Below are 21,839 nucleotides of genomic sequence, written 5' to 3' on the forward strand. Positions count from 1 at the left end.
CTGAATAGCTTTATCAAGCAGGGCTATTCGTTGAGCGTAGCTATATACAGAGCTTCATAAGAGGTGAATATGTTTGTTCATTCAATATATAGTGTAAAAATATAGAAAAAAAGTGCCAAAGTTCAGTTTAGGGCATAAAAAAAGGAGTACCGCTGTACTCCAACCTTTGTTAACCTTAAATCTAATACTATGAAAAACACATTGCAAATGTACGGACTTTTGGGACATTGACAAACTTTCCAAGAAAAAAAGCATGTTTCATAACACATTTTAATAAGATAAATGCTCGTTTTCACGTCCTTTTTCACTTTTTCTGCTTCAAAATGGAAAAGGAGGTATAGCATCACGTAAAAAAATAAGCAAGTTCTTTCCATTATACTCCCAGTTTGCATTATCTTTGCACTAACACGAAGATAAGCTGCACCTCAGCATAAAAAATGAACGAGTTCATTTTATTCTGCATTCGGTTTGCACTATCTTTGTAGTGAGATTAACAAGAACTTATATATGCCAGACTATGATTTAATCGCCATATTAGGGCCTACCGCTTCAGGAAAGACTCCATTTGCAGCCGCCTTGGCCGCCGAACTCCATACGGAAATCATCAGTGCCGATTCACGGCAAATCTACCGGGGGATGGACCTAGGCACCGGCAAAGACCTTGCTGACTATACCGTCGACGGGAAACAGATTCCCCATCACCTCATCGACATAGCCGCCCCGGGCTATAAGTACAATGTTTTCGAGTATCAGCGTGATTTCTTGAATGCTTACGAGACTATTAAACAAAAAGGTTGCCTGCCCGTTGTATGTGGAGGAACCGGAATGTATCTCGAATCAGTACTGAAAGGCTACCGTCTGCTGCCCGTACCCGAGAATCCCGAGTTGCGCACCCGTCTGGCAGACAAATCGCTGGAAGAACTGACCGACATACTGAAAGGTTACAAAAGCCTGCACAATACCACGGACGTGGACACAGCCAAACGTGCCATACGAGCCATCGAAATCGAAGAGTATTATGCCCATACCCCAGTAGACGAACGTTCCTTCCCCCAGATGAACAGTCTCATCATAGGTGTGGACATCGACCGGGAATTGCGTCGGGAGAAAATCACCCGCCGCCTGCACCAGCGCCTGGAAGAAGGAATGATAGACGAAGTGCGACGTCTGATAGAGCAAGGCATCCAACCGGATGACCTCATCTATTACGGACTGGAATACAAGTATCTGACACTTTATGTCATCGGCAAGTTGACCTATGAAGAGATGTTCACGCAACTGGAAACAGCCATCCACCAGTTTGCCAAACGCCAGATGACCTGGTTCCGCGGTATGGAACGGCGTGGATTTACCATCCATTGGATGAATGCCCGGTGGCCGATGGAAGAAAAGATAGCTTTTGTAAAGAAGAAGTTGGAAGGATGATGAAATGATAAAGTGACCGGGTGATTTAAATCGTAAATAGTAAATAGTCAAATTGTAAATAGAATCATGAGTGCAGAACCCGAAAAGTTGGGAGTGATATACAACCCCAAAGCCGGAACACGGAAAGTGCAGAAACGGTGGAAAGAAATCAAAGAATACATAGACAGCAAAGGTGTGCCTTACGACTATGTGCAGTCCGAAGGGTTCGGTTCGGTAGAGCGTCTGGCAGGCATCCTCGCCAACAACGGCTACCGCACCATTGTTGTAGTAGGCGGTGACGGCGCACTGAATGACGTCATTAACGGCATCATGCTTTCCAATGCACCAGACAAGGAGAATATAGCCATCGGCATCATCCCCAATGGTATAGGAAATGACTTTGCCGACTATTGGGAAATGAGTTCGGATTACAAGAAAGCGGTGGATTGCATCATCAACAACCGCCGCCGGAAAATAGACGTGGGTACCTGCTATTATTACGACGGTGAAAAGCATCTGACACGCTACTTTCTCAATGCCATCAACATAGGCCTGGGAGCCCGTATCGTGAAAATCACCGACCAGTGCAAGCGTTTCTGGGGAGTGAAGTTCCTCTCTTACTTCATGGCACTGCTATCCATTATCTTCGAACGGAAGCTGTACCGCATGCATCTCAAGATAAACGGCGAGCATATACGCGGACGCATCATGACTGTCTGCATAGGCAGTGCGTGGGGATACGGACAAGCGCCTAGTGCAGTGCCCTATAATGGCTGGCTGGATGTTTCCGTCATTTACCGTCCCGAATTGCTGCAACTATGGTCGGGATTGTGGATGCTTATCCAAGGGCGGATTCTGAACCATAAGGTAGTGATGCCCTACCGTACGCAAAAAGTAAAAGTGCTGCGTGCGCAAAATGCCTCTGTCGATTTGGACGGACGTATTCTCGACCGTCATTTTCCACTGGACATCAGCGTACTGCATGAAGCAATAACATTGATTATACCCAATTGAAAATACTTAATCAGTAACAACCTATGATTGAATTAAAGAATAATCCTGCCGGAAACTTCTTCCTACTGGCAGGTCCATGTGTCATCGAAGGAGAAGAAATGGCAATGCGCATTGCCGAACGTATCGTGACTATCACCGAAAAACTGCAAATCCCCTATGTATTCAAAGGGTCGTACCGCAAAGCCAACCGCTCCCGCCTGGATTCCTTTATGGGCATCGGCGACGAAAAGGCGCTGAAGATACTGCAAAAAGTGCACACCACCTTCGGAGTACCTACCGTGACCGACATTCATGCAGCCGAAGAAGCCACCATGGCTGCCGAATATGTGGATATTCTGCAAATTCCCGCCTTCCTCTGCCGGCAGACAGACCTGCTTGTAGCCGCTGCCAAAACCGGAAAAACCATCAACATCAAGAAAGGGCAGTTCCTCTCTCCGCTTGCCATGCGCTTTGCGGCTGATAAAGTAGTGGAAGCAGGCAATAGGAACGTCATGCTGACGGAACGCGGAACTACTTTCGGTTATCAGGATTTGGTCATCGACTATCGCGGCATCCCCGAAATGCAGACCTTCGGTTTCCCTGTCATCCTGGATGTAACCCACTCCCTGCAACAGCCCAACCAGACCAGTGGTGTCACGGGAGGTATGCCGCAACTTATCGAGACCGTAGCCAAAGCCGGTGTTGCCGTAGGTGTAGACGGACTGTTCATCGAAACCCACGAAAATCCCGCCGTAGCCAAGAGTGACGGCGCCAACATGCTGAAACTCGACCTGCTGGAAGACCTGCTGACCAAATTAGTCCGCATCCGGGAAGCAGTCAGATAAATTCCATTTATCCGGAATGGAATCCGAAAAAAACAACAGAAGTTGTGATTTATCCAAGGGCTGTCCGACAGATAGTTCAAGAACAATTTAAATTCATAATAATATGAAACATCTATTACGTGGTTTATGGATTGTAGCGTTAATTCTTTGCTGCAATTTTCAGCAGGTATTTGCACAGCAAATGCCGCCTATCCCGGTCGACAAAAATGTCCGTATCGGAAAGTTGGACAACGGATTGACCTATTATATCCGCAAGAACAGCCAGCCTGCAAACCGGGCCGACTTTTACATTGCCCAAAAGGTAGGCTCCATTCAGGAAGAAGCCGACCAGCGCGGCCTTGCCCACTTCCTGGAACACATGTGTTTCAATGGAACGACCCACTTCCCCGGTGATGCACTGAAGCAATACCTGGAGCGTATCGGGGTGAAATTCGGTGAGAACTTGAACGCCTATACTTCCGTAGACGAAACCGTATACAACATTTCCAATGTGCCGGTCACTACTCCGGGAGCCATCGACTCCTGCCTGCTGATTCTGCACGACTGGAGTAACGATTTGACCCTGGACCCGAAGGAAATAGACAAAGAACGCGGAGTCATCAACGAAGAATGGCGCACCCGTATGAGCGCCATACAACGCTTCCAGGAGAAGATGCTTCCAGTCATGTTCGAAGGAACGAAATATGCCACTTGTTTCCCTATCGGAACGATGGAGGTCGTTATGAACTTCAAACCGCAAACTTTGAGAGACTACTATGAAAAGTGGTACCGTCCGGACCTTCAGGGTATTGTGGTAGTTGGCGATATAGATGTGGACGCCATCGAAGCCCAAATCAAGAAAATGTTTTCTGATATTCCCGCCCAGCCCAATGCTGCCAAACGCGAGTACTATCCGGTAAACGACAACAAGGAGCCTATTGTATTGGTTTATCAGGACAAGGAACAGTCCAATGTACAAGCCCTCATCTTCAACAAGCACGAAGCCACTCCTGACGAGCAGAAAGGCGACATGGGCTATCTGGTACAGAATTATGCAACCACGCTCATCAACAATATGCTGAATGCGCGTCTGAACGAATTGGTACAGACCGCCAATCCTCCTTATATATATGCCGCCACTTATGACGATGATTTCTTTGTTGCCAAAACCAAAGATGCCTTCACCGGTGTCGTTGTCTGCAAGGAAGATGCCATAGAAAATGGAATAGCCACTCTCCTGCGCGAAACAGAACGCGCCCGCCAATTCGGCTTTACGGAAACGGAATACAACCGTGCCCGTGCCGAATATCTGCGCCAACTGGAATCTGCTTATAACGAGCGTGACAAACGCAAGAATGAAGAGTACGTGGATGAATATGTCCGTCATTTCCTCGATAACGAACCGATTCCGGGCATCGAAAACGAATACGCCATCATCAATCAGATAGCTCCCGCCATTCCGGTTGCCGCACTGAACCAGATGATGCAAGCCCTCGTGACAGACAGTAACCAGGTAGTCGCAATTCTCGGTCCGGATAAGGAAGGATTGAAAATGCCGACAGAAGATGCAATCAAGAAGATTCTGAAAGATATTAAAGCTGAAAAACTGACTGCCTACGTAGACAAGGTGTCGGATGAACCTTTGATGGCCGAAGCCCCGAAAGGCGGAAAGATTGTATCCGAGCAGACAGATGATACATTCGGCACTACAACGCTGACACTCTCCAACGGAGTCAAGGTCATTATCAAGAAGACAGACTTCAAGGCAGACGAAATCCGCATGAAGGGAGTCAGCCTAGGCGGTAGTTCCCTGTTCCCCGACTCGGAAATCATCAACATCAACGGACTGGATGCAGTGAGTGTCGGTGGTCTGGGTAATTTCAGTGCCGTAGACCTGGAAAAAGTTCTGGCCGGCAAGAAAGCTTCCGTCAGCTATGGTATCGGTGACAAGACAGAAACCGTCAATGGCAGCTGTTCACCGAAAGACTTCGAAACAATGATGCAGCTCACTTACTTGACGTTCACCGCTCCACGCCGTGACGACGATGCCTTCGCATCCTACAAGAACCGCAACAAAGCTGCTTTGCAGAATATGGAAATGAATCCCCAGGTGGCGTTCAGTGACTCTGTCTCGGCCGGTATTTACATGCACCATCCCAGAAGAGCCAGAATAAAGGCGGACATGATTGACAAGATGGATTATGACAAGATTCTGTCCATGTATCAAGACCGCTACAAAGATGCCAGCGATTTTACCTTTATCTTTGTAGGAAATGTGAATGTGGAGGAAATGAAACCACTCATCGCCGAGTACCTGGGTTCACTGCCTGCCATCAACCGCAAGGAAACATTCAAGGACAATAAAGTCGACATGCGCCAGGGAGTTTATAAAAATGAGTTCGTAAGGAAGCAGGAAACTGCTAAAGCGTCAAATTTTGTCCTGCTGAACGGTGACTGCAAGTACGACCTGAAAAATGACATCCTGCTGGATATGACCAGCCAGATTCTTGACTTGGTTTATACAGCCAAGGTACGTGAAGACGAAGGTGGCACTTACGGTGTATATGTAGGCGGCCAGTTAAGCAAATATCCGAAAGAAAAGGCCCTTCTGCAAATTATATTCGAAACCGCTCCGGCAAAAAGAGAAAAGTTGATGCAGATTATCTTTACAGAACTCGACAACATCGCCAAAGCAGGTCCGTCGGAAGGAGACCTGAATAAAGTGAAGGAGTTCATGCTGAAAAAACACGCCGAAGACTTGAAGGAAAACAGCTACTGGCTGGGAAGCATTGACGAATACCTGTTCACCGGTATGAATCCGATAAAGGATTACGAACAGATTGTCAACAGCATCACCGTGAAGGACATCCAAAAGTTCACCGACGACTTGTTCAAGCAGAAGAATGAGATTGAGGTATCAATGATCAGTCCTGAAACTCCTGACAAAGAATAAGAGAGCCATACACACAGAAGGCTGCGTTGTTCGATGAAAGGCAGCGCAGCTTTTTTTATACAAACTCTATATATACAAATACTATGAGTCTTTTCTTAGATTTGCGCAAGCACGGAAAACTGGCGGAAAAACGAAATCCGATGTACGAAAAAAGTAAATTTGGAAAATTCTGGATGTACTTCATGTTCGTCTTCTGGGCCGGTTACCTGATATTCTTCGGTACGACCTTTGCATTCGCCTTTGACGGTGGTGCCACAGAAGCCTATCACGTAATGAACTCCGGATTGATATTTGTCCTTGTGCTGGATTTCCTGATACGCCTGCCTTTCCAAAAAACACCCACCCAGGAAGTGAAGCCCTACCTGCTGCTTCCCATCAAACGGAATCGTCTTATAGACTTCCTGCTGATCCGTTCCGGACTGGATGGCTTCAATCTGTTCTGGCTGTTTCTGTTTGTTCCGTTTTCCATCATCACCGTCACCAAATTCTATGGAATCAGTGGTGTGCTGACCTATTGCATTGGCATCTGGCTGCTGATGGTATTCAATAACTACTGGTTCTTGTTGTGCCGCACACTGATGGGTGAACGCATCTGGTGGCTGGCATTACCGGTAGTAGTATATGGTGGCATTGCCGCCGCACTATTCATTCCGGACAACAGTCCGCTTTTCGACTGTTTTGTCAATCTGGGAGAAGGGTTCATCACCGGTAATATACTGTCATTCATCGGTGTACTGGCTGCCATCGCCCTCATGTGGTTCATCAACCGCACCCTGATGCAGAAACTCATCTACAATGAACTGAACAAAGTGGAAGATACACGGATAAAACATGTATCCGAATACAAATTCCTCGACCGCTACGGCGAAATAGGCGAATACATGAGACTGGAACTCAAGTTATTGCTACGCAACAAGATTTGTAAGCGTTCGCTCTATTCCATCACCGGTGTAGTGATAATGTTCAGTAGTATCATTAGCTTTTCCGATGTGTATGACGGAGGTCTGAGAGATTTCTTCGTCCTTTATAATTACATTATCTTCGGCATCATGTTCCTCAGCACACTGATGGGTTACGAAGGCAATTACATTGACGGACTGATGAGCCGCAAGGAATCTATCTACTCGCTGCTGCGTGCCAAATACATACTGTACAGCATTGCATTGCTCATTCCTACGATTCTGATGATTCCCGGTATGGTTACCGGGAAGGTATCCGTACTCGGTTGCATTGCATGGCTGATATTCATTCCGGGAGCCGTATACTGCTGTCTGTTCCAACTGGCAGTCTACAACAACAAGACTACCGACCTGAATTCAAAGATGACCAGCCGGCAGAATATAGGCACCGGTCTGCAGAATCTGATTTCAGGAGGTGCTTTCGGCATACCTTTACTGCTGCTTTTTGCACTGAATGCCATCTTTGGCAAAGAGGTCACCCCCTGGATACTTATCGGCATCGGCGTGGCATTCATCGCCACTTCCAAATTCTGGCTGATGAATGTATATCACCGACTCATGAAACGCCGCTACAAGAATATGGAAGGCTTCAGGGACAGTAGACAGAAATAGAAATCATTAAACATCAATCACTAACATGATACGCATCAACAATTTACAAAAGAATTTCGGCACAAAAAAAGCCGTAGATATAGAGAACTACACCATCGGGCAAAGCGATATGCTGGGACTGGTAGGCAACAACGGTGCAGGCAAGACCACCCTCTTCCGGCTTATTCTTGACTTACTGCAGGCAGACCGGGGCAATGTAACCATCAATGACATTGACGTCAGCAAAAGCGAGGACTGGAAGAACTTCACGGGAGCCTTTATAGACGACGGTTTCCTGATAGACTACCTCACCCCCGAAGAATACTTCTACTTCATCGGTAAGATGTACGGTCTGAAGAAAGAGGAGGTAGACGAACGCCTGCTTCCCTTCGAACGCTTCATGAACGGCGAAGTGATGGGGCAAAAAAAATTCATCCGCAACTATTCTGCCGGAAACAAGCAGAAAATCGGCATCATCTCCGCTATGCTACATCACCCGCAACTGTTGATTCTGGATGAACCGTTCAACTTCCTTGACCCCAGTTCACAGTCTGTAATCAAACACTTGCTGAAAAGATACAATGAAGAGCACGGAGCCACCGTCATCATTTCCAGCCATAACCTGAATCACACAGTGGACGTTTGTCCACGTATTGCATTGTTAGAAAACGGCGTTATTATCCGCGATATACGAAATGAGAACAACTCTGCCGAGCAGGAATTGGAAGCTTACTTCAACGTCGGTGTGGAGGAAGAAGCCGTGGTAGAAGAAACGGTAGTAGAAGCAGCCGTAGAAGAAATAACGGAAAAAGAAGATAAAACGGTAGAAGAAAAAAATTCGGAAGCATGAAAAAATATCTTTCTTATATAGTAGCTCTTACCATCATATTGATAGGCCTAAGTTCTTGCCATACTTCCGCGCCACGCCTGGACTACAAAGCCCTGGCGCAGGCATCCGTCCGTTTGGGAGTGGATATTGAACTGCAGGACAACCACAAGCTATACATCCATGCCTCCGAATGGATAGGCACCCCCTATCGCGCAGGTGGCGACAGCAAACGTGGAACGGACTGCTCCGGACTGGTATCGCAACTGTATAAGAAAGTTTACCACACCCGTCTGTCGAGAAGCACAGACGGGCAACTGAAAGAGAGCAGTAAAATCTCCCGCCGCAACTTGCGTGAGGGAGATTTGGTGTTCTTCACCAGCCGTGCTTCCCGCAAAAAAGTGGCACACGTAGGCATCTACCTCAAGGACGGCAAGTTTATACATGCCAGCACCAGCCAGGGAGTCATAGTCAGCAACCTCCGGGAAAAATATTACACCCAACACTGGCTCTGCGGAGGAAGAATAAAATAATACTAATTTTTCCCTTCTTGTGATTTTCTTTACTCTGTCCCGACTGATAGTCCAGAAACTATTAAAAGAAGAAAACAATGAAGAAACTTTTAGGCATCCTCTTATTCATCAGCATTGCGCTGAGCGCCAATGCACAACTTTTATGGAAAGTATCCGGTAAAGGATTAGAGAAACCATCCTATATTTTCGGTACTTATCACCTCTCTCCACTCAGTATAAAGGACAGCATTGCCGCCATGCCGCAGGCCATGAGCGAAACCGCCCAAGTCTACGGGGAAGTTGTGATGAGCGAAATGGCGACTCCCGCCTTCATGCAAAGCATGCAACAGCAGATGATGATGCCCAAAGACACCACGCTGCAAAGCCTCTTTACTCCCGAACAATACGAAGAAGTAGGCAAAGCCATCAAGGAAAACATGATGGTGGACATTGCCATGCTGGCACAACTGAAACCGGCTGCCATCAACCAGCAGCTTGTCGTCCTGCTCTACATGAAACACACTCCGGGCTTCAACCCGCAAGAACAGCTTGACACTTACTTCCAGCAGCAGGCCGCACAGCAAGGCAAGAAAATTGGCGGTCTGGAAACAGCCCAGTCACAAATAGACATTCTGTTCAACAGCCAGACGCTGCAACGCCAGGCAAGCCTCCTCTACTGCGCTATCAGTGACATCGAGAAAGGTATCGAGCAAAGCAAGCGCCTGATTGCCGCTTATGAAAAGCAAGACCTGGACGCCATGCTGCAACTGATGGAAGAGCGCGACGGCAATTCATGCGACCCGCTGCCCGGAGAGATGGAAGCCATGCTGGACAACCGCAACAAGGCATGGGTTGAAAAGATGCCTGCCATCATGACGGAAGCCCCCACCCTTTTCGTAGTCGGTGCCGGACACCTGCCCGGAGACAATGGAGTGCTGAACCTTCTGAAACAACAAGGATATACCATAGAAGCCATGAAATAAATCCTCTAACAATTCTCTCTAACAACAACTTTTAATGGCAGACTATACAAAGCGTGACGGTCAAATACCATCACGCTTTGTTTGCATATACACTTTATTGTCCTCATCATACTGTACATCCCGAAAAATATACTACTTTTGCACCAAAGTCTTGGCTGTTATAGTGATAACGTCACTTTTGACTCGATTCGATAAGAACGCAAGAAGCGAAAGTTATTATCCCTGCTATTCGGAATCTGGAAAATTCTCTTAAACACCGCAGGATAATAGCAACAGTTTCTTCACGTCTATGTTATTATATACTTAGGCGTGGGGGCTGTTGTCTATTAACGGTGTGGGCATTTTCCAGAGCCTCGAATGCAGATAGACAATAACAGTCCTCGCGCTTTTTATATAATAACCTTCGTCAATGAGGACAGACGAAATGAAAGACACCGCGTATGCATCTTACATTATTTGGAGAAGTACAGTTATTTCTGTTAATTGCCGTTACATCTGCAAGCTTTCTATACTGGATAAATCATAAATACAAAAGTCTGAACAGACAGATTATCCGGGCAATAGACATTCCAGTATATCTGCTGAACAGACAAGGTATTGTCGTAAAACTACTTAATACACCTACCGAAAAGGCGAACAGACTTCCATTTCTGAATTCGGGAGTTCTAAATATCAATAATTTAGTGACAGACGCCGATGAATGCCGGAAATACATGACGTCGCTGTTACGCGTACTGAATACCCGCACTTCGGACAGCCTGATCCTAAAGATAAGAGTGGAAAGTAGTGAAGAACTATATATCGCAGTGCGCATGGTCTACCTCAACAGAAATTATGCCATGGCCTTCATACGCGACATTACGGAAGATGAAGTCCAACGCCGGGAAAACGAAAAATACCGTTTCTTCCTTGAAAGTATTCTGGAGAACCTCCCCATCGCCACTACAGTAAAAGACAAAAACGACGAAGGACGCTACCTGATATGGAACAAAAAAGCGGCAGAGATGATGGAAGTCCCCGCTGAGGATATTGTGGGACACTATGAAGAGGAGTTCAAACCCCTAATGCAAGATAATTTCATTCAGGAGACAGACAAAGAAGTCGAAGAGTCGGAAACTCCCCAGTCCTACATCAAACACTTTGTCAATCCCAAAGGCAGAGAGTATGTTCTGTCGTTTCACAAAACGCTGGTGTCCTACAACAAAGGAAAAGAGAGATGGATTGTCAGTTCTGCACTGGATATCACCGAACTACTGGCAGCCAAAGAGAAAGCAGAAGAAGCCAGCCGCCTGAAATCGGCTTTTTTTGCCAATATGAGCCACGAGATACGTACTCCACTAAACGCCATTGTCGGATTCTCCTCCATACTTTCCGATTATATACAAGACGAAGATACAAAGGAATACATACATATCATCGAAGAAAACACCCAACTGCTGCTGCAACTGATTAATGATATTCTCGACCTGTCACGCATCGAAGCCGGCATTCTCGAATTCACAGAAGGAGATATGGATGTAAACAAGACGCTTGATGAAATGCAGACGATGGCAAAACTGAAACTTCCGCCCAAAGTCTGCATACGTCTCCTCCCCGGTACGGATTGCTGTAGCATTCATACCATTCCCAAGCGGGTAAGGCAAGTACTGAACAACTATCTGTCAAACGCCCTCAAGCATACGGAAGAAGGTTTCATCGACATTGGTTATCACCTGCCGCAAGAAGACAGGATTCGCTTCTTTGTCCGTGATACCGGGTGCGGCATTCCTCCCGAAAAGCAAAAGGATGTATTCGAACGCTTTGTCAAGCTAAACAGCTTTAAACAAGGCACGGGCCTCGGACTCTCCATCTGCACCATGATTGCCGGGAAAATGAACGGAAAAGTGGGCGTCAGCTCTATTCCGGGGAAAGGTTCCGAATTCTGGTTCGAAATACCCTATCAACCTGCCGGAAGCCAACCTGCATAGAAAAGCCCGCCACTGACATGAACTCTGTCAACAGCGGGCAACCTAAACCATCACCGATGTTATCCTGACTCACAATACCTATCGAAGACTAAACTGCAGTTTACCTCCCTGCACCAGTTCTTCATGAGTGATACGATATCGGGACAGTTTTTTTCCTCCCAGCTTCATCTCGCGGATATATAGAGATTCTGCCGACGGACGTTCCGTCTCTATTACCAGTTGGTCGCGTCCCCAATACTTAGGGTCGAGCTTTATGGTTACTTTATCAAATACCGGAGTAGATAGCGTATATGCCGGTTCTCCGGGACAATCCGGATAAAAGCCCATCATATTGAAGATAGCCCAAGCGGACATCGTTCCGGTATCATCATTGCCGGGAATTCCGTCGGGGGCATTCTTGAAATACTTCTGCAAAAGGCGGTGCAGCTCTTTCTGCGTGCGCCACTCCTCACCCTTGAAATAAGAGAAAAGATGGGCGTATGCAATGTCCGGTTCGTTGGCAGGGTCGTACAGCCCTTCGTCGAACACGCGCTGAAGCTTGTCTACAAACGGCTTCTTTCCACCCATGAGCCGGGCAAGCCCTTTCACATCGTGGGGAACATAGAAAGTATAGTTCCAAGCATTGCCTTCGTGGAAGCCGGGGCTGGGCTCAAAATTCTCACCTTCCATAGGATTGAAAGGAGCATAGAATTCTCCGTCCGGCAAGATGGGACGGAAAGTACCGTACTCCTTACAGTAATAATGCTTGTAGCCCAGCGAACGTTCGTGGAACAGACGGGCATCCTCCTTCTTGCCAAGCGCAGCAGCTATGCGCGACAAGGCATTGTCGGCAATATAGTATTCCAGGGCATGTGAAACGGAATTGTCATACTGCTCCCGCAGAGGCACATATCCCAATGACACATAGTCGTCATTGTCCGGACGGAGCAGGTTCTCCGCCCCCGGCAGGGTGGCTCCCTTGCGCATGGCCTCGTAGGCCAGTTCTATGTCAAAGTCGCGCAGACCTTTCAGCCAGGTGTCGACGATGACGGGGATGGAAGGGTCACCTTCCATGGTCAGCGTCTCACGGCCGTAGAGTTCCCATTTGGGAAGCCAGCCGTGTTCGCGGTACATGTCGAGCATGGAGCGCACCATCTGCAATTGCCGTTCGGGATATACTAGCGTAAGAAGCTGGTGCACATTGCGGTAAGTGTCCCACAAGGAAAAGACGGTATAACGGTCGCCTTTGGTGGTCAGAATTTTGTCACTCTCCATAGCGGGATACTCCCCGTTCACATCTTGCAGGATATTGGGATGTATCAGCGTATGATAGAGTGCCGTATAAAAAACGGTTTTCTGCTCTTCCGTACCTCCTTCCACAAGGATGCGCGAGAGGTCATCGTTCCAGCAACGACGGGCTTCCTCCAGCACTTGGCTGAAGTTCTTTCCCTGCTGCTCGATATCCAAATTGAGCCGGGCATTCTCTATACTCACAAAAGAGACTCCCATCTGTACTTCCACTTGCTCGCCCTCTTCAGTATGGAATGTAAGGTAAGCGCCGATGTCATCTCCTGCCAGCTCTTTCCCGTAGCCGGTGTAAAGTTTGTAGCGTCCGTTATCGGGATCCCATTCGGCCTCCACACCGGTCATGGGGCGTTGCTTCTTCCAGTAGCCCGAAGCAGCAGGCTGCTTGTTGACACGCATCACAAAGTAGATGGGGAAAACGGCCTGCGGATTATAGCAGAAAGTACCCAGCAGCTTCATACCTTCAAACTCGCACTCACCCGTCCGACGCAGAAAAGCTCCCGATTCATTGGTCAGACCTTCGCCCAGATTCAGCAGTACATGGCTTTGCCCAGCAGGAAAGGTGAAACGCGCCACACCCGTGCGGGGAGTTGCCGTCACTTCCGTCTTCACATTGTAGCGGGTCAGGAAGTTGCTGTAATATCCGGGGGATGCCTGCTCGTCCTTATAGCGGCTTCCATACTCCTTATAATCCACGGACAACTCTCCCGTAGTGGGCATCAGCAGCAAAGAACCCAATTCCGGACAGCCCACACCGCTCAAATTGACATGCGAATATCCGGTGAAGAAACAATTGTGATACTCATAGGGAGTGGACCACCAGCGGGCATCTTTATCGTATTTGTTGTCCTCCGAGCCCATCACGTTGAAGGGCACTACGGACATCATTCCATTGGGACAGACGGCTCCCGGATTTGTAGTGCCGAAGTTGGTGGTACCAATAAAAGGATTCACATAGTCCGTCGGTTGCTTCTCCGCAGCCATAGATGCCGTGAGCATTCCAAAGGAGATGATACAGAAAGTAATCAGTCGTTTCATAATATAGTAGGGATTTGTTCTTTATTAGTTAGTGAGCACGCTACCCATGCCGGTGTCATTGCATGCACTCTGCAGCGTTACTGCAAACGGTCTGCAGTGACACTGCAAACTACTTTGCAGTAGCGCTGCAACAGCTTTGCAGTAACGCTGCATCAGCTTTGCAGTGGCGCTGCAACGGCTCTGCAGTATCACTGCAAAAAGCATGCAGTATCTTTGCAGTGATATTTCACTAAGTATAAGACAGTTACGGCAGACGTTTTTTTTCAGCAATACCAAGCGCCTGCCAACTGCTTGGTGCTTACAAAATACTTGTGCGCTTCGTGAACTCCAGAATCTCGTGGATATAGCCAAAGGCAAGCCCCACTACCGTATCGGCTGCACCGTAGTATACAGCTACACGTTCTCCATCCTGCAATGCTGCGCAAGGGAACACCACATTGGGTACATCGCCTGCCAGTTCGTATGGAGCAGCAGGCGCAAGCAGATACTCACGGGTGCGGTAGAGCAACTTGGCAGGATTGTCCTTATCCAGAATAGCCGCCCCCATGGAGTAACGGAAACCGTTGCAAGTGGTTATCACGCCGTGATAGAACATCAGCCAACCTTCGTCCGTGAGGAACGGTACCGAACCCGCCCCTATCTTGGTGCATTGCCAGGCACTTTCGGGGAAAGGTGTGGGAGCCATCACATGGCGGTGTTTGCCCCAAAACTTCATGTCGGGGCTGAAGCTGATGTAGATGTCGCCAAAAGGTGTATGGCCACTGTCGCTGGGACGGCTCAAGAGTGCATATTTGCCATCGAACCTCTGAGGCAACAATACACCGTTGCGATTGAAAGGCAAGAAAGCATTCTCGCACTGGAAGAACTCCTTGAAATCGAAAGTATAGCCGATACCGATGGTGGGACCGTAGTAGCCGTTGCACCACGTAATCCAGTAGCGATCCTCAATCCATGTCACGCGCGGGTCGTATTTATATTCGGACTCTATCATGTCCGTATTCCCGGCCTTGAACTTGATTGGCTCATGCTCTATTTCCCAGTGGATGCCGTCCTTGCTGAAACCGGCAAAAATATTCATCTGCACCGCCCGGTTGTCACAACGGAACACACCGGCAAATCCGTCGCCAAAAGGCACCACTGCACTATTGAAGATACTGTTGGACGTCGGAATATGGTAACGTCCGATAACGGGATTCTGCGAATAACGCCACATCACGTCCGCACAATCTGCCGGACGCTCTTCCCAAGGGATTGAAGTAAATTTATTGTTCATAATATTTTGGATTTTTATCTTTGCACCACAGATTACACAGATGGGCACAGATTATATTCTTTTATTCAATAGTTTTTTATGCAACAAGTCTCATTCATGCTGCAAAGCTTACTTCACCTCATCGTCATGCGTAAAGGGAATGAAGTATGTTATCAGCAACGACGGTACGGCGGCCAACAGCACGTAAGTGAAGAACTTCTCGTACCCCAACAAATCACTAAAGAAACCACTCATCATCCCCGGAAGCATCACTCCCAAATTCATGATGCCGGAAGCAAAGGCGTAGTGTGACATCTGATGCTTGCCGGGAGCAATCTGCTGCATCATGAACAACGTCAGCCCCACGAAGCCGAAGCCGTAACCGAAATACTCCGCCACGATGCCCGCACCTATCAGATAAAGGTTCTCCGGTTGATAAATGGCGAGTAGCGTGTAGGCCACGAACGGAAAGTTGAACACGATGCAGAGCGAAAACAGCGTCTTCTTCAGCCCGCGCTTCGACACGTAGATGCCTGCCAACAAGGATCCCAGCACAAAAGCCGCTGAACCGAAGACACCGTTCAACGTACCGATTTCAGTAAGCGAAAGCCCCAATCCCCCCACCTCACGCGAGGAGCGCAAGAAGAGCGGTGCAATCTTCATCACAAGCCCTTCAGCAAAGCGGTAGAGGATAATGAAGCAAATGTAATAGAAGATGTGGCGCTTTGTGAAGAAATTCCTTATCACCGCCCACAGTTCCCGCATCACCTCCGCGCCCGAACGCTTGGCGTCCTGCCGCTTCTGCGTGCACGGCAACATCCGTGAATGATACCCCCCCAACAGCAACAGCAACACGGCAATGACGATAAAGATAATCATCCACGCTTCCTTATAAGCAGACATGTTCTCCTGCATAGAACGGCCTTCCATCGCCCCGAAACTCTGGGCCAGCATACCCGCCATCGCCACCAGTCCGCCGTTCGCCACCAATTTGGCGATGTTGTAGAAAGCCCCCTGCACACCGATGTACTTGGCTTGGTCGGCAGGTGACAGTTCCGCCATATACACGCCATCGCAGGCTATATCGTGCGTGGCTCCGCTGAAAGCGATGACTGCCATTGTCGAAATACTAATGGCAAAAAAGTAATCGAACTTCAACGAAAAAGCCACCAGTCCGAACAGCAATCCGCTCAACAACTGGGTGATAACCACAAAGAACTTCTTTGTGCGGTACATCTCCAGGAACGGACTCCAAAGGAACTTCAACGTCCAGGGCATCATGATGATAGAAGTCCAGAAGGCAATCTGCGTGTCGGATATGCCCAAATCCTTAAACATGAACGTAGAGACCAGGTTGACTGCAATGAAAGGCAGCCCCATGGCAAAATAAACGGAAGGCACCCAGGAAACCGGGTTACGGTAATTATTGTGATTCATAACTAATCGCACGTTATCAATTGTTTGTCTTTACCGGCTTGTCGCCCATTATCAACTCCAAAGTGCCACCGTCCGTTATGTCCTGATGCGTAAAGAACGGGCGTACCAATTCCTCGCCGTTCAACAACATCTTCTGAACATACTTGTTCGTACGACTGTTGTCCGTGGCCACCACCGTGAATTTCTTTCCATCCTTAAGGTTCACTGTCGCCTTGTCGAACAACGGGCGACCGATGGAATAGAGCGGACGGCCTGGGCAAACTTGGTAGAAGCCCATGGCATTCAGTACATACCATGCCGACATCTGCCCACAGTCTTCATTACCCGAAAGCCCGTTCGGATTGTTGAAATAAAGCGTCTGCAGTACCTCGTCCACCAACTCCTGCGTGCGCCAGGGTTGGCCCACATAGTTGTAGAAGTGAATGATATGGTGACTCGGCTCATTACCATGGGCATACTGCCCTATCAGGCCGGAAATGTCGGCAGACACTAGTTCACCTTCCAGTGAAGAATCGGCCACGAACAGCGAGTCCAACTTACCGATAAAAGCTTCACGGCCTCCCATCAGTTCCACCAGTCCCTCCACATCGTGAGGAACAAACCAGGTCCATTGCCAGGCAGTCCCCTCACAATAGTCATCACTGCGATGGTTGGAAGAGCGGGGATTGAACGGCGTACGCCAATTGCCTTTGCTATCCAGTCCACGCATAAAACGGGTAACTGGATCGAAATAGTTCTGATAGCCCTTGCTGAAATCAGCATACTTCCGTTGGTTCAGCGTGTCGCCCAACTCACCGGCCAGCACAGAGATGCACCAGTCATCGTAGGCATACTCCAAGGCCTTAGCTACTGCTTCATTATCCTTGTCGCAAGGCACGTAACCGACCTTGTTCTTCCAATATTTGGCCTGCGGCATCAAATGAGGCAATACCAAAGGATGGGTGATAATACCAGTAGTGTCATACTCCGCCACACGCAGGCAAGCGCGGTATGCCTTCTGTACATCAAAGTCGCGATAGCCCTTCATATAGGCATCTGCCACAAGGGAGGCAGCATGATAGCCTATCATCGTGCCCGTATAGTTGCCCGCCAATTCCCACATGGGAAATACACCGCCTTCGCGCTCCTTCTGGATGAGCGAGCGGATGAAGGCTTGGTTCAAATCCGGATTGATAATCGTCATCAACGGGTGGTAGGCACGGAACGTGTCCCACAAAGAGAAAATGGTATAGACGGGCTCTTCCACGCTACCCTGATGCACTTTCAAATCCATGCCAAAATAACGCCCGTCGGCATCGGTAAACAGATTGGGCTGCATACCCGTATGATAAAGCGCCGTATAGAACATGGTACGCTGGTCTTCATCCTCCGTCTCGATATCTATCTTGGCAAGGTATTCATTCCATGATTGGCGGGCTGCCCGACGCACTCCGTCAAAATCCCATCCGGGTATCTCCGCTTCCACATTCCGGCGGGCACCGTCCATATCCACAGCTGAAACACCCACCTTCACCATCACCTGCTCATCCTTCTCCGTCTGGAATTGCAATAGCACCTTGGCGGTGGGCAGCAGCGGTTCCCCTTCATCCAATGCCATGGAATCGGTCACCATTGTATAAGTAAACGGTTTGGAGAACTTGGCATAGAAGTTTATGTATTGATCGAAAGCCCAGTAAACGGTTTTCTTATGTCCGCGGATTTCTGTATCACTGATGACTTCCAGCTTCATCTCTTCATTCTTCTGACGCTGGAGGCTGTAGTCAAGGTCAAGGATAAATCCTGCTTTCCCAGACTTGGGAAACGTGTAGCGATGAATGGCGGCGCGCTTGGTAGAGGTCAACTCGGCTTGTACGCCATAACGGTTGAGGAATACGGAATAATATCCCGGTTCTGCCTTCTCCCGCCCGTGCGAGAAAGGCGAGGCGTATGCCATTTGCTGGCTCTTCTTCCCCATCGCATGATAGTCCTGACGGCCCACGGTGGGCATCAGCAGCACATCGCCATAATCACCGCAACCCGTTCCACTGAGGTGCGTGTGCGAGAATCCGTTAATGGTGGAATCGGCATAGTAATAACCGGAACAAGCATCCCACTGAAAGATGCGCGTGTCGGGGCTCGGCTGAATCATCCCGTTGGGTACCACTGCGCCCGGATAGGTATGTCCGTGCCCCCCCGTACCGATAAACGGATTTACGTAAGATGCATAGTCTTCCCCTGAAGAAGCCGGAGTACAGTTGCATACCGCCATGCCCAACCACAAGAGACATCCGGCTTGCCATGCAATAGATTTCATGTTTTTCATCCTAAATTTAAGTTTATTGAGACACATTCTTTTGCCTTTTATTGGTTAATAAAACAATTCACTCGGCAAAAACACTAATACTGCAGATTATTTTTTAATTTTAATTAGCAGAATAGAAGGATAAAGAATAAAGACATGTCGGTAAAAGAAAGAATGCAAGTTCTTGTAATTGGTAGTTGCAAGAACTTGCATTCATATCCAAACCGGAATCCTGCTATTTAATAGTTATCGGTTCATCCAATTCCACGATGCCGAGGGCTTTATCGCCTCCATTCACCAATCCGTCCATTCCATGACCGGAAGCATCTTTCACTTTCCACGTCTCTCCGTCTTGGAACTGGTCGGTTCCGTTCAACTTATAATAAGCAGCAAGGCCTTCCGATTTCGGGTCAACCGTAATCATGTTTTCCTTGATTTGACTCTCCGTGCGCGACACATTCCAAAGTCTGACTTCGCTCATGCGACCATAGAACGGACGTTCGCCCCACATGAATCCGGCCACCTTACCGATAAAGAAGTCGCCCTTACCGAAATCGAAGCTCGGAATATCCCAAACCGCTTCGGAAGCTTTTTCTCCATTGATGAAGATGGCAGTCTTGCCGGTAGGCTGATTGTAAGTGAACGCCACGTGATACCATTTCCCGGTTCCCAAAGCCTGAGAAACGCTGTATTCCGATTTGCCTGCAATCTGCAAATGGTCTTTCTCCAGCAAAGGTGCATCACCGATACGGAAAATCAGAGTTCCCTCGCATCCCATAACAGTATTGTTGTTTCCAAAGAAATCAATATAAATCAATGCTTCGTAAGTAACGGATGTGAATTGGGTACCGGGAAGCAAAGGTATCCTCACATAATTGTTATACACACGAGCCACCTTCATAATCCGCACGGGCTTGTGGAGGATAAAATAAACCACATCTCCCCCTTGGGAAACCGGTAGAGAAGCAGACCGTACACGCACCGGAAGCAGATAAGACTTACCTTCTTCCACCTTATCCAACTTAGAAAATTTCACCGATACCGATCCGGCATACACCTCTCCGGAAGGAACAGTGGCAACAGCATTTCCCAAATCTACGGCAGTAGCATCGAACATCTCATATTCCGTTCCATACTTTTTGTTATAAGCCTCAATTACAGAAGTATCGGCCACTTCATAAGACACCTCTACCTGCGAAGCACACAAGGATGACACACGTGCCCGCAACTCATGGGTCATCGCTTCGCCCTCTTCCACCTCTATCCGGTACTCCCTTTCTTCAAAATAGACCTTAGGTTCCAGCAAATCACTTTCGCTATCATTGCAACTGACCGACAGCATGGCTATGAAGCAAAACACCATATATTTCAACAAATATTTATTCATATCTTTCATATTCTAAAATTTGATTCACTACTTATTTTTTCCTTTGCTTTCTTTCCATTCGTTGAACACACGCTGATTAATCTGTATGGCTTGACGCATCCATTTATAATCGGGTGCATTGTCATAGTCATTATCAAAGCGATAAGCTCCCACACCGCCTTTATACCCTTCTTCCGGCATCCAGGCGGCCTGTTTCAACAATTGCCCTCCATTGGAAGCAAACGATTCGAAGTTCTCCGTGACAATGAGTTTCTCATTGATATTGCCAGGCGAATGCAAATAAGGAGAAGCATGCCCATACGCCTGAGTTATCCAGTAATCCACATAATCTTCTATCTCAGGCAAGAAATCATTGATATGCCCGTCGATGCATAGCAGTTTATGCCCTTTGTTCTCCGGGTCGCTCTTAGGACCGATGTATTTGCCCAACTCTTTCACCACGAAACCGATGTTACGGCTGCCGATAGTACCGTCGGAATCATTGAAACCGTTACCCGGTTCCCAGTCGATATCATATCCGTCCCACTCGCCGGTCACCAACGAGTCACAGATGGCTTTGGCAAATTTGGAAAGAGCCCGTTCCAGCTCTTCCTTGTTGTTCAAGTCATGCGAAGTAAACCCCCAGAAGTCCCAGCGAGCAAACTTTCTTTCTTCTGTCAGCTTAGCTTCGCTCCAACCCTCTTCTATGGCTTTTTTTTCCACTTCATCGTATACCGAAGTAGGGGTGCGCCCTTTGCCCAAGTGTGAAAGCAGGCAGACTTCCAATAACCTGATGCCTTTCACTTTTTGCACAAACTCCTTGTCTTTCTTCTGCGCCTCAGTGATTTCATAACGTCCTGGGGCACCGCTCCACATAGATATGATATCCATACTATCGGGCACAGAAGTGAGATACCCCCTCCGCATGGCTCCCGTCGGCGCCCAGTTGGAAAACCAGCCGAACGCAACGGGGCGGCCATAATTCTTGGCGGTTTCTTTATACGCGCGCAAGTCGGCATAGTACGCTTCGCTCTCCACGTCATCTTTGGTATTGTTACCACCGATATGATCTATCTCAATGCTCTCAATATCCGTGCAGGCAGTAGCCATCAAACCAAGCAACGGAACAATATATAATAGTTTCTTCAATTTTTTCATATTTTTCTTAT

15 protein-coding genes are annotated in these 21,839 nt (G+C 48.0%); 9 read left to right on the forward strand and 6 right to left on the reverse strand.

Annotated features, from left to right (window positions below; translation table 11 throughout):
• Window positions 1–507 precede the first annotated feature (507 nt).
• From miaA to DWY55_RS05220, 9 genes are all read left to right on the forward strand, one after another.
• Window positions 508–1,425: a tRNA (adenosine(37)-N6)-dimethylallyltransferase MiaA gene (miaA, locus tag DWY55_RS05180; protein ID WP_009037038.1), complete on the forward strand. Its 918-nt coding sequence runs from the start codon at window positions 508–510 to the stop codon at window positions 1,423–1,425.
• Window positions 1,426–1,491: 66 nt separating this feature from the next.
• The gene (locus tag DWY55_RS05185) at window positions 1,492–2,418 is read left to right on the forward strand and encodes a diacylglycerol/lipid kinase family protein (protein WP_009037039.1); all 927 of its coding nucleotides are present in this window, start codon (window positions 1,492–1,494) and stop codon (window positions 2,416–2,418) included.
• Window positions 2,419–2,441: 23 nt separating this feature from the next.
• Complete coding sequence (gene kdsA / locus DWY55_RS05190) at window positions 2,442–3,242, forward strand: 3-deoxy-8-phosphooctulonate synthase (protein WP_005828848.1); 801 nt, start codon at window positions 2,442–2,444, stop codon at window positions 3,240–3,242.
• Window positions 3,243–3,345: 103 nt separating this feature from the next.
• Window positions 3,346–6,174 carry a M16 family metallopeptidase gene (locus tag DWY55_RS05195; protein WP_009037041.1) on the forward strand — a complete coding sequence of 943 codons (2,829 nt, stop codon included), beginning with the start codon at window positions 3,346–3,348 and terminating at the stop codon, window positions 6,172–6,174.
• An 83-nt stretch (window positions 6,175–6,257) separates the two neighbouring features.
• On the forward strand, window positions 6,258–7,745 hold the full coding sequence (locus tag DWY55_RS05200) for a DUF5687 family protein (RefSeq protein ID WP_005835497.1): 1,488 nt from the start codon (window positions 6,258–6,260) through the stop codon (window positions 7,743–7,745).
• A 25-nt stretch (window positions 7,746–7,770) separates the two neighbouring features.
• Entirely contained in the window at window positions 7,771–8,574 is an 804-nt protein-coding gene (locus tag DWY55_RS05205) for an ABC transporter ATP-binding protein (protein WP_120178029.1), read from the forward strand.
• Window positions 8,571–9,083: a C40 family peptidase gene (locus DWY55_RS05210; RefSeq protein WP_005828855.1), complete on the forward strand. Its 513-nt coding sequence runs from the start codon at window positions 8,571–8,573 to the stop codon at window positions 9,081–9,083. Before DWY55_RS05205 ends, DWY55_RS05210 begins: the two co-directional genes overlap by 4 nt.
• Before the next feature lie 77 nt (window positions 9,084–9,160).
• The gene (locus DWY55_RS05215; protein WP_117877929.1) at window positions 9,161–10,045 is read left to right on the forward strand and encodes a TraB/GumN family protein; all 885 of its coding nucleotides are present in this window, start codon (window positions 9,161–9,163) and stop codon (window positions 10,043–10,045) included.
• Window positions 10,046–10,485: 440 nt separating this feature from the next.
• Window positions 10,486–12,012 carry an ATP-binding protein gene (locus DWY55_RS05220; RefSeq protein ID WP_117601113.1) on the forward strand — a complete coding sequence of 509 codons (1,527 nt, stop codon included), beginning with the start codon at window positions 10,486–10,488 and terminating at the stop codon, window positions 12,010–12,012.
• A gap of 78 nt (window positions 12,013–12,090) precedes the next feature.
• Here the strand turns inward: DWY55_RS05220 and DWY55_RS05225 are convergent, their stop codons facing one another.
• The 6 genes from DWY55_RS05225 to DWY55_RS05250 all read right to left on the reverse strand — a co-directional run bounded on the left by DWY55_RS05225 (window position 12,091) and on the right by DWY55_RS05250 (window position 21,828).
• The gene (locus DWY55_RS05225; protein WP_117601114.1) at window positions 12,091–14,334 is read right to left on the reverse strand and encodes a GH92 family glycosyl hydrolase; all 2,244 of its coding nucleotides are present in this window, start codon (window positions 14,332–14,334) and stop codon (window positions 12,091–12,093) included.
• 298 nt (window positions 14,335–14,632) lie between these two features.
• The gene (locus DWY55_RS05230) at window positions 14,633–15,607 is read right to left on the reverse strand and encodes a glycoside hydrolase family 130 protein (RefSeq protein ID WP_117588978.1); all 975 of its coding nucleotides are present in this window, start codon (window positions 15,605–15,607) and stop codon (window positions 14,633–14,635) included.
• Between the two features lie 108 nt (window positions 15,608–15,715).
• Complete coding sequence (locus tag DWY55_RS05235; protein WP_117588977.1) at window positions 15,716–17,023, reverse strand: MFS transporter; 1,308 nt, start codon at window positions 17,021–17,023, stop codon at window positions 15,716–15,718.
• A gap of 16 nt (window positions 17,024–17,039) precedes the next feature.
• Complete coding sequence (locus DWY55_RS05240; RefSeq protein ID WP_171030415.1) at window positions 17,040–19,325, reverse strand: GH92 family glycosyl hydrolase; 2,286 nt, start codon at window positions 19,323–19,325, stop codon at window positions 17,040–17,042.
• Between the two features lie 214 nt (window positions 19,326–19,539).
• Window positions 19,540–20,691 (reverse strand): DUF1735 and LamG domain-containing protein, encoded by a 1,152-nt coding sequence (locus DWY55_RS05245; protein WP_117588989.1) that lies wholly within the window; start codon window positions 20,689–20,691, stop codon window positions 19,540–19,542.
• A gap of 27 nt (window positions 20,692–20,718) precedes the next feature.
• On the reverse strand, window positions 20,719–21,828 hold the full coding sequence (locus DWY55_RS05250) for a glycoside hydrolase family 18 (protein ID WP_117588976.1): 1,110 nt from the start codon (window positions 21,826–21,828) through the stop codon (window positions 20,719–20,721).
• Window positions 21,829–21,839: the final 11 nt, after the last annotated feature.

It is taken from the genome of Bacteroides sp. AF25-38AC, from assembly GCF_003602995.1.
In the GTDB taxonomy this organism is placed as follows: Bacteria; Bacteroidota; Bacteroidia; order Bacteroidales; family Bacteroidaceae; genus Bacteroides; species Bacteroides uniformis.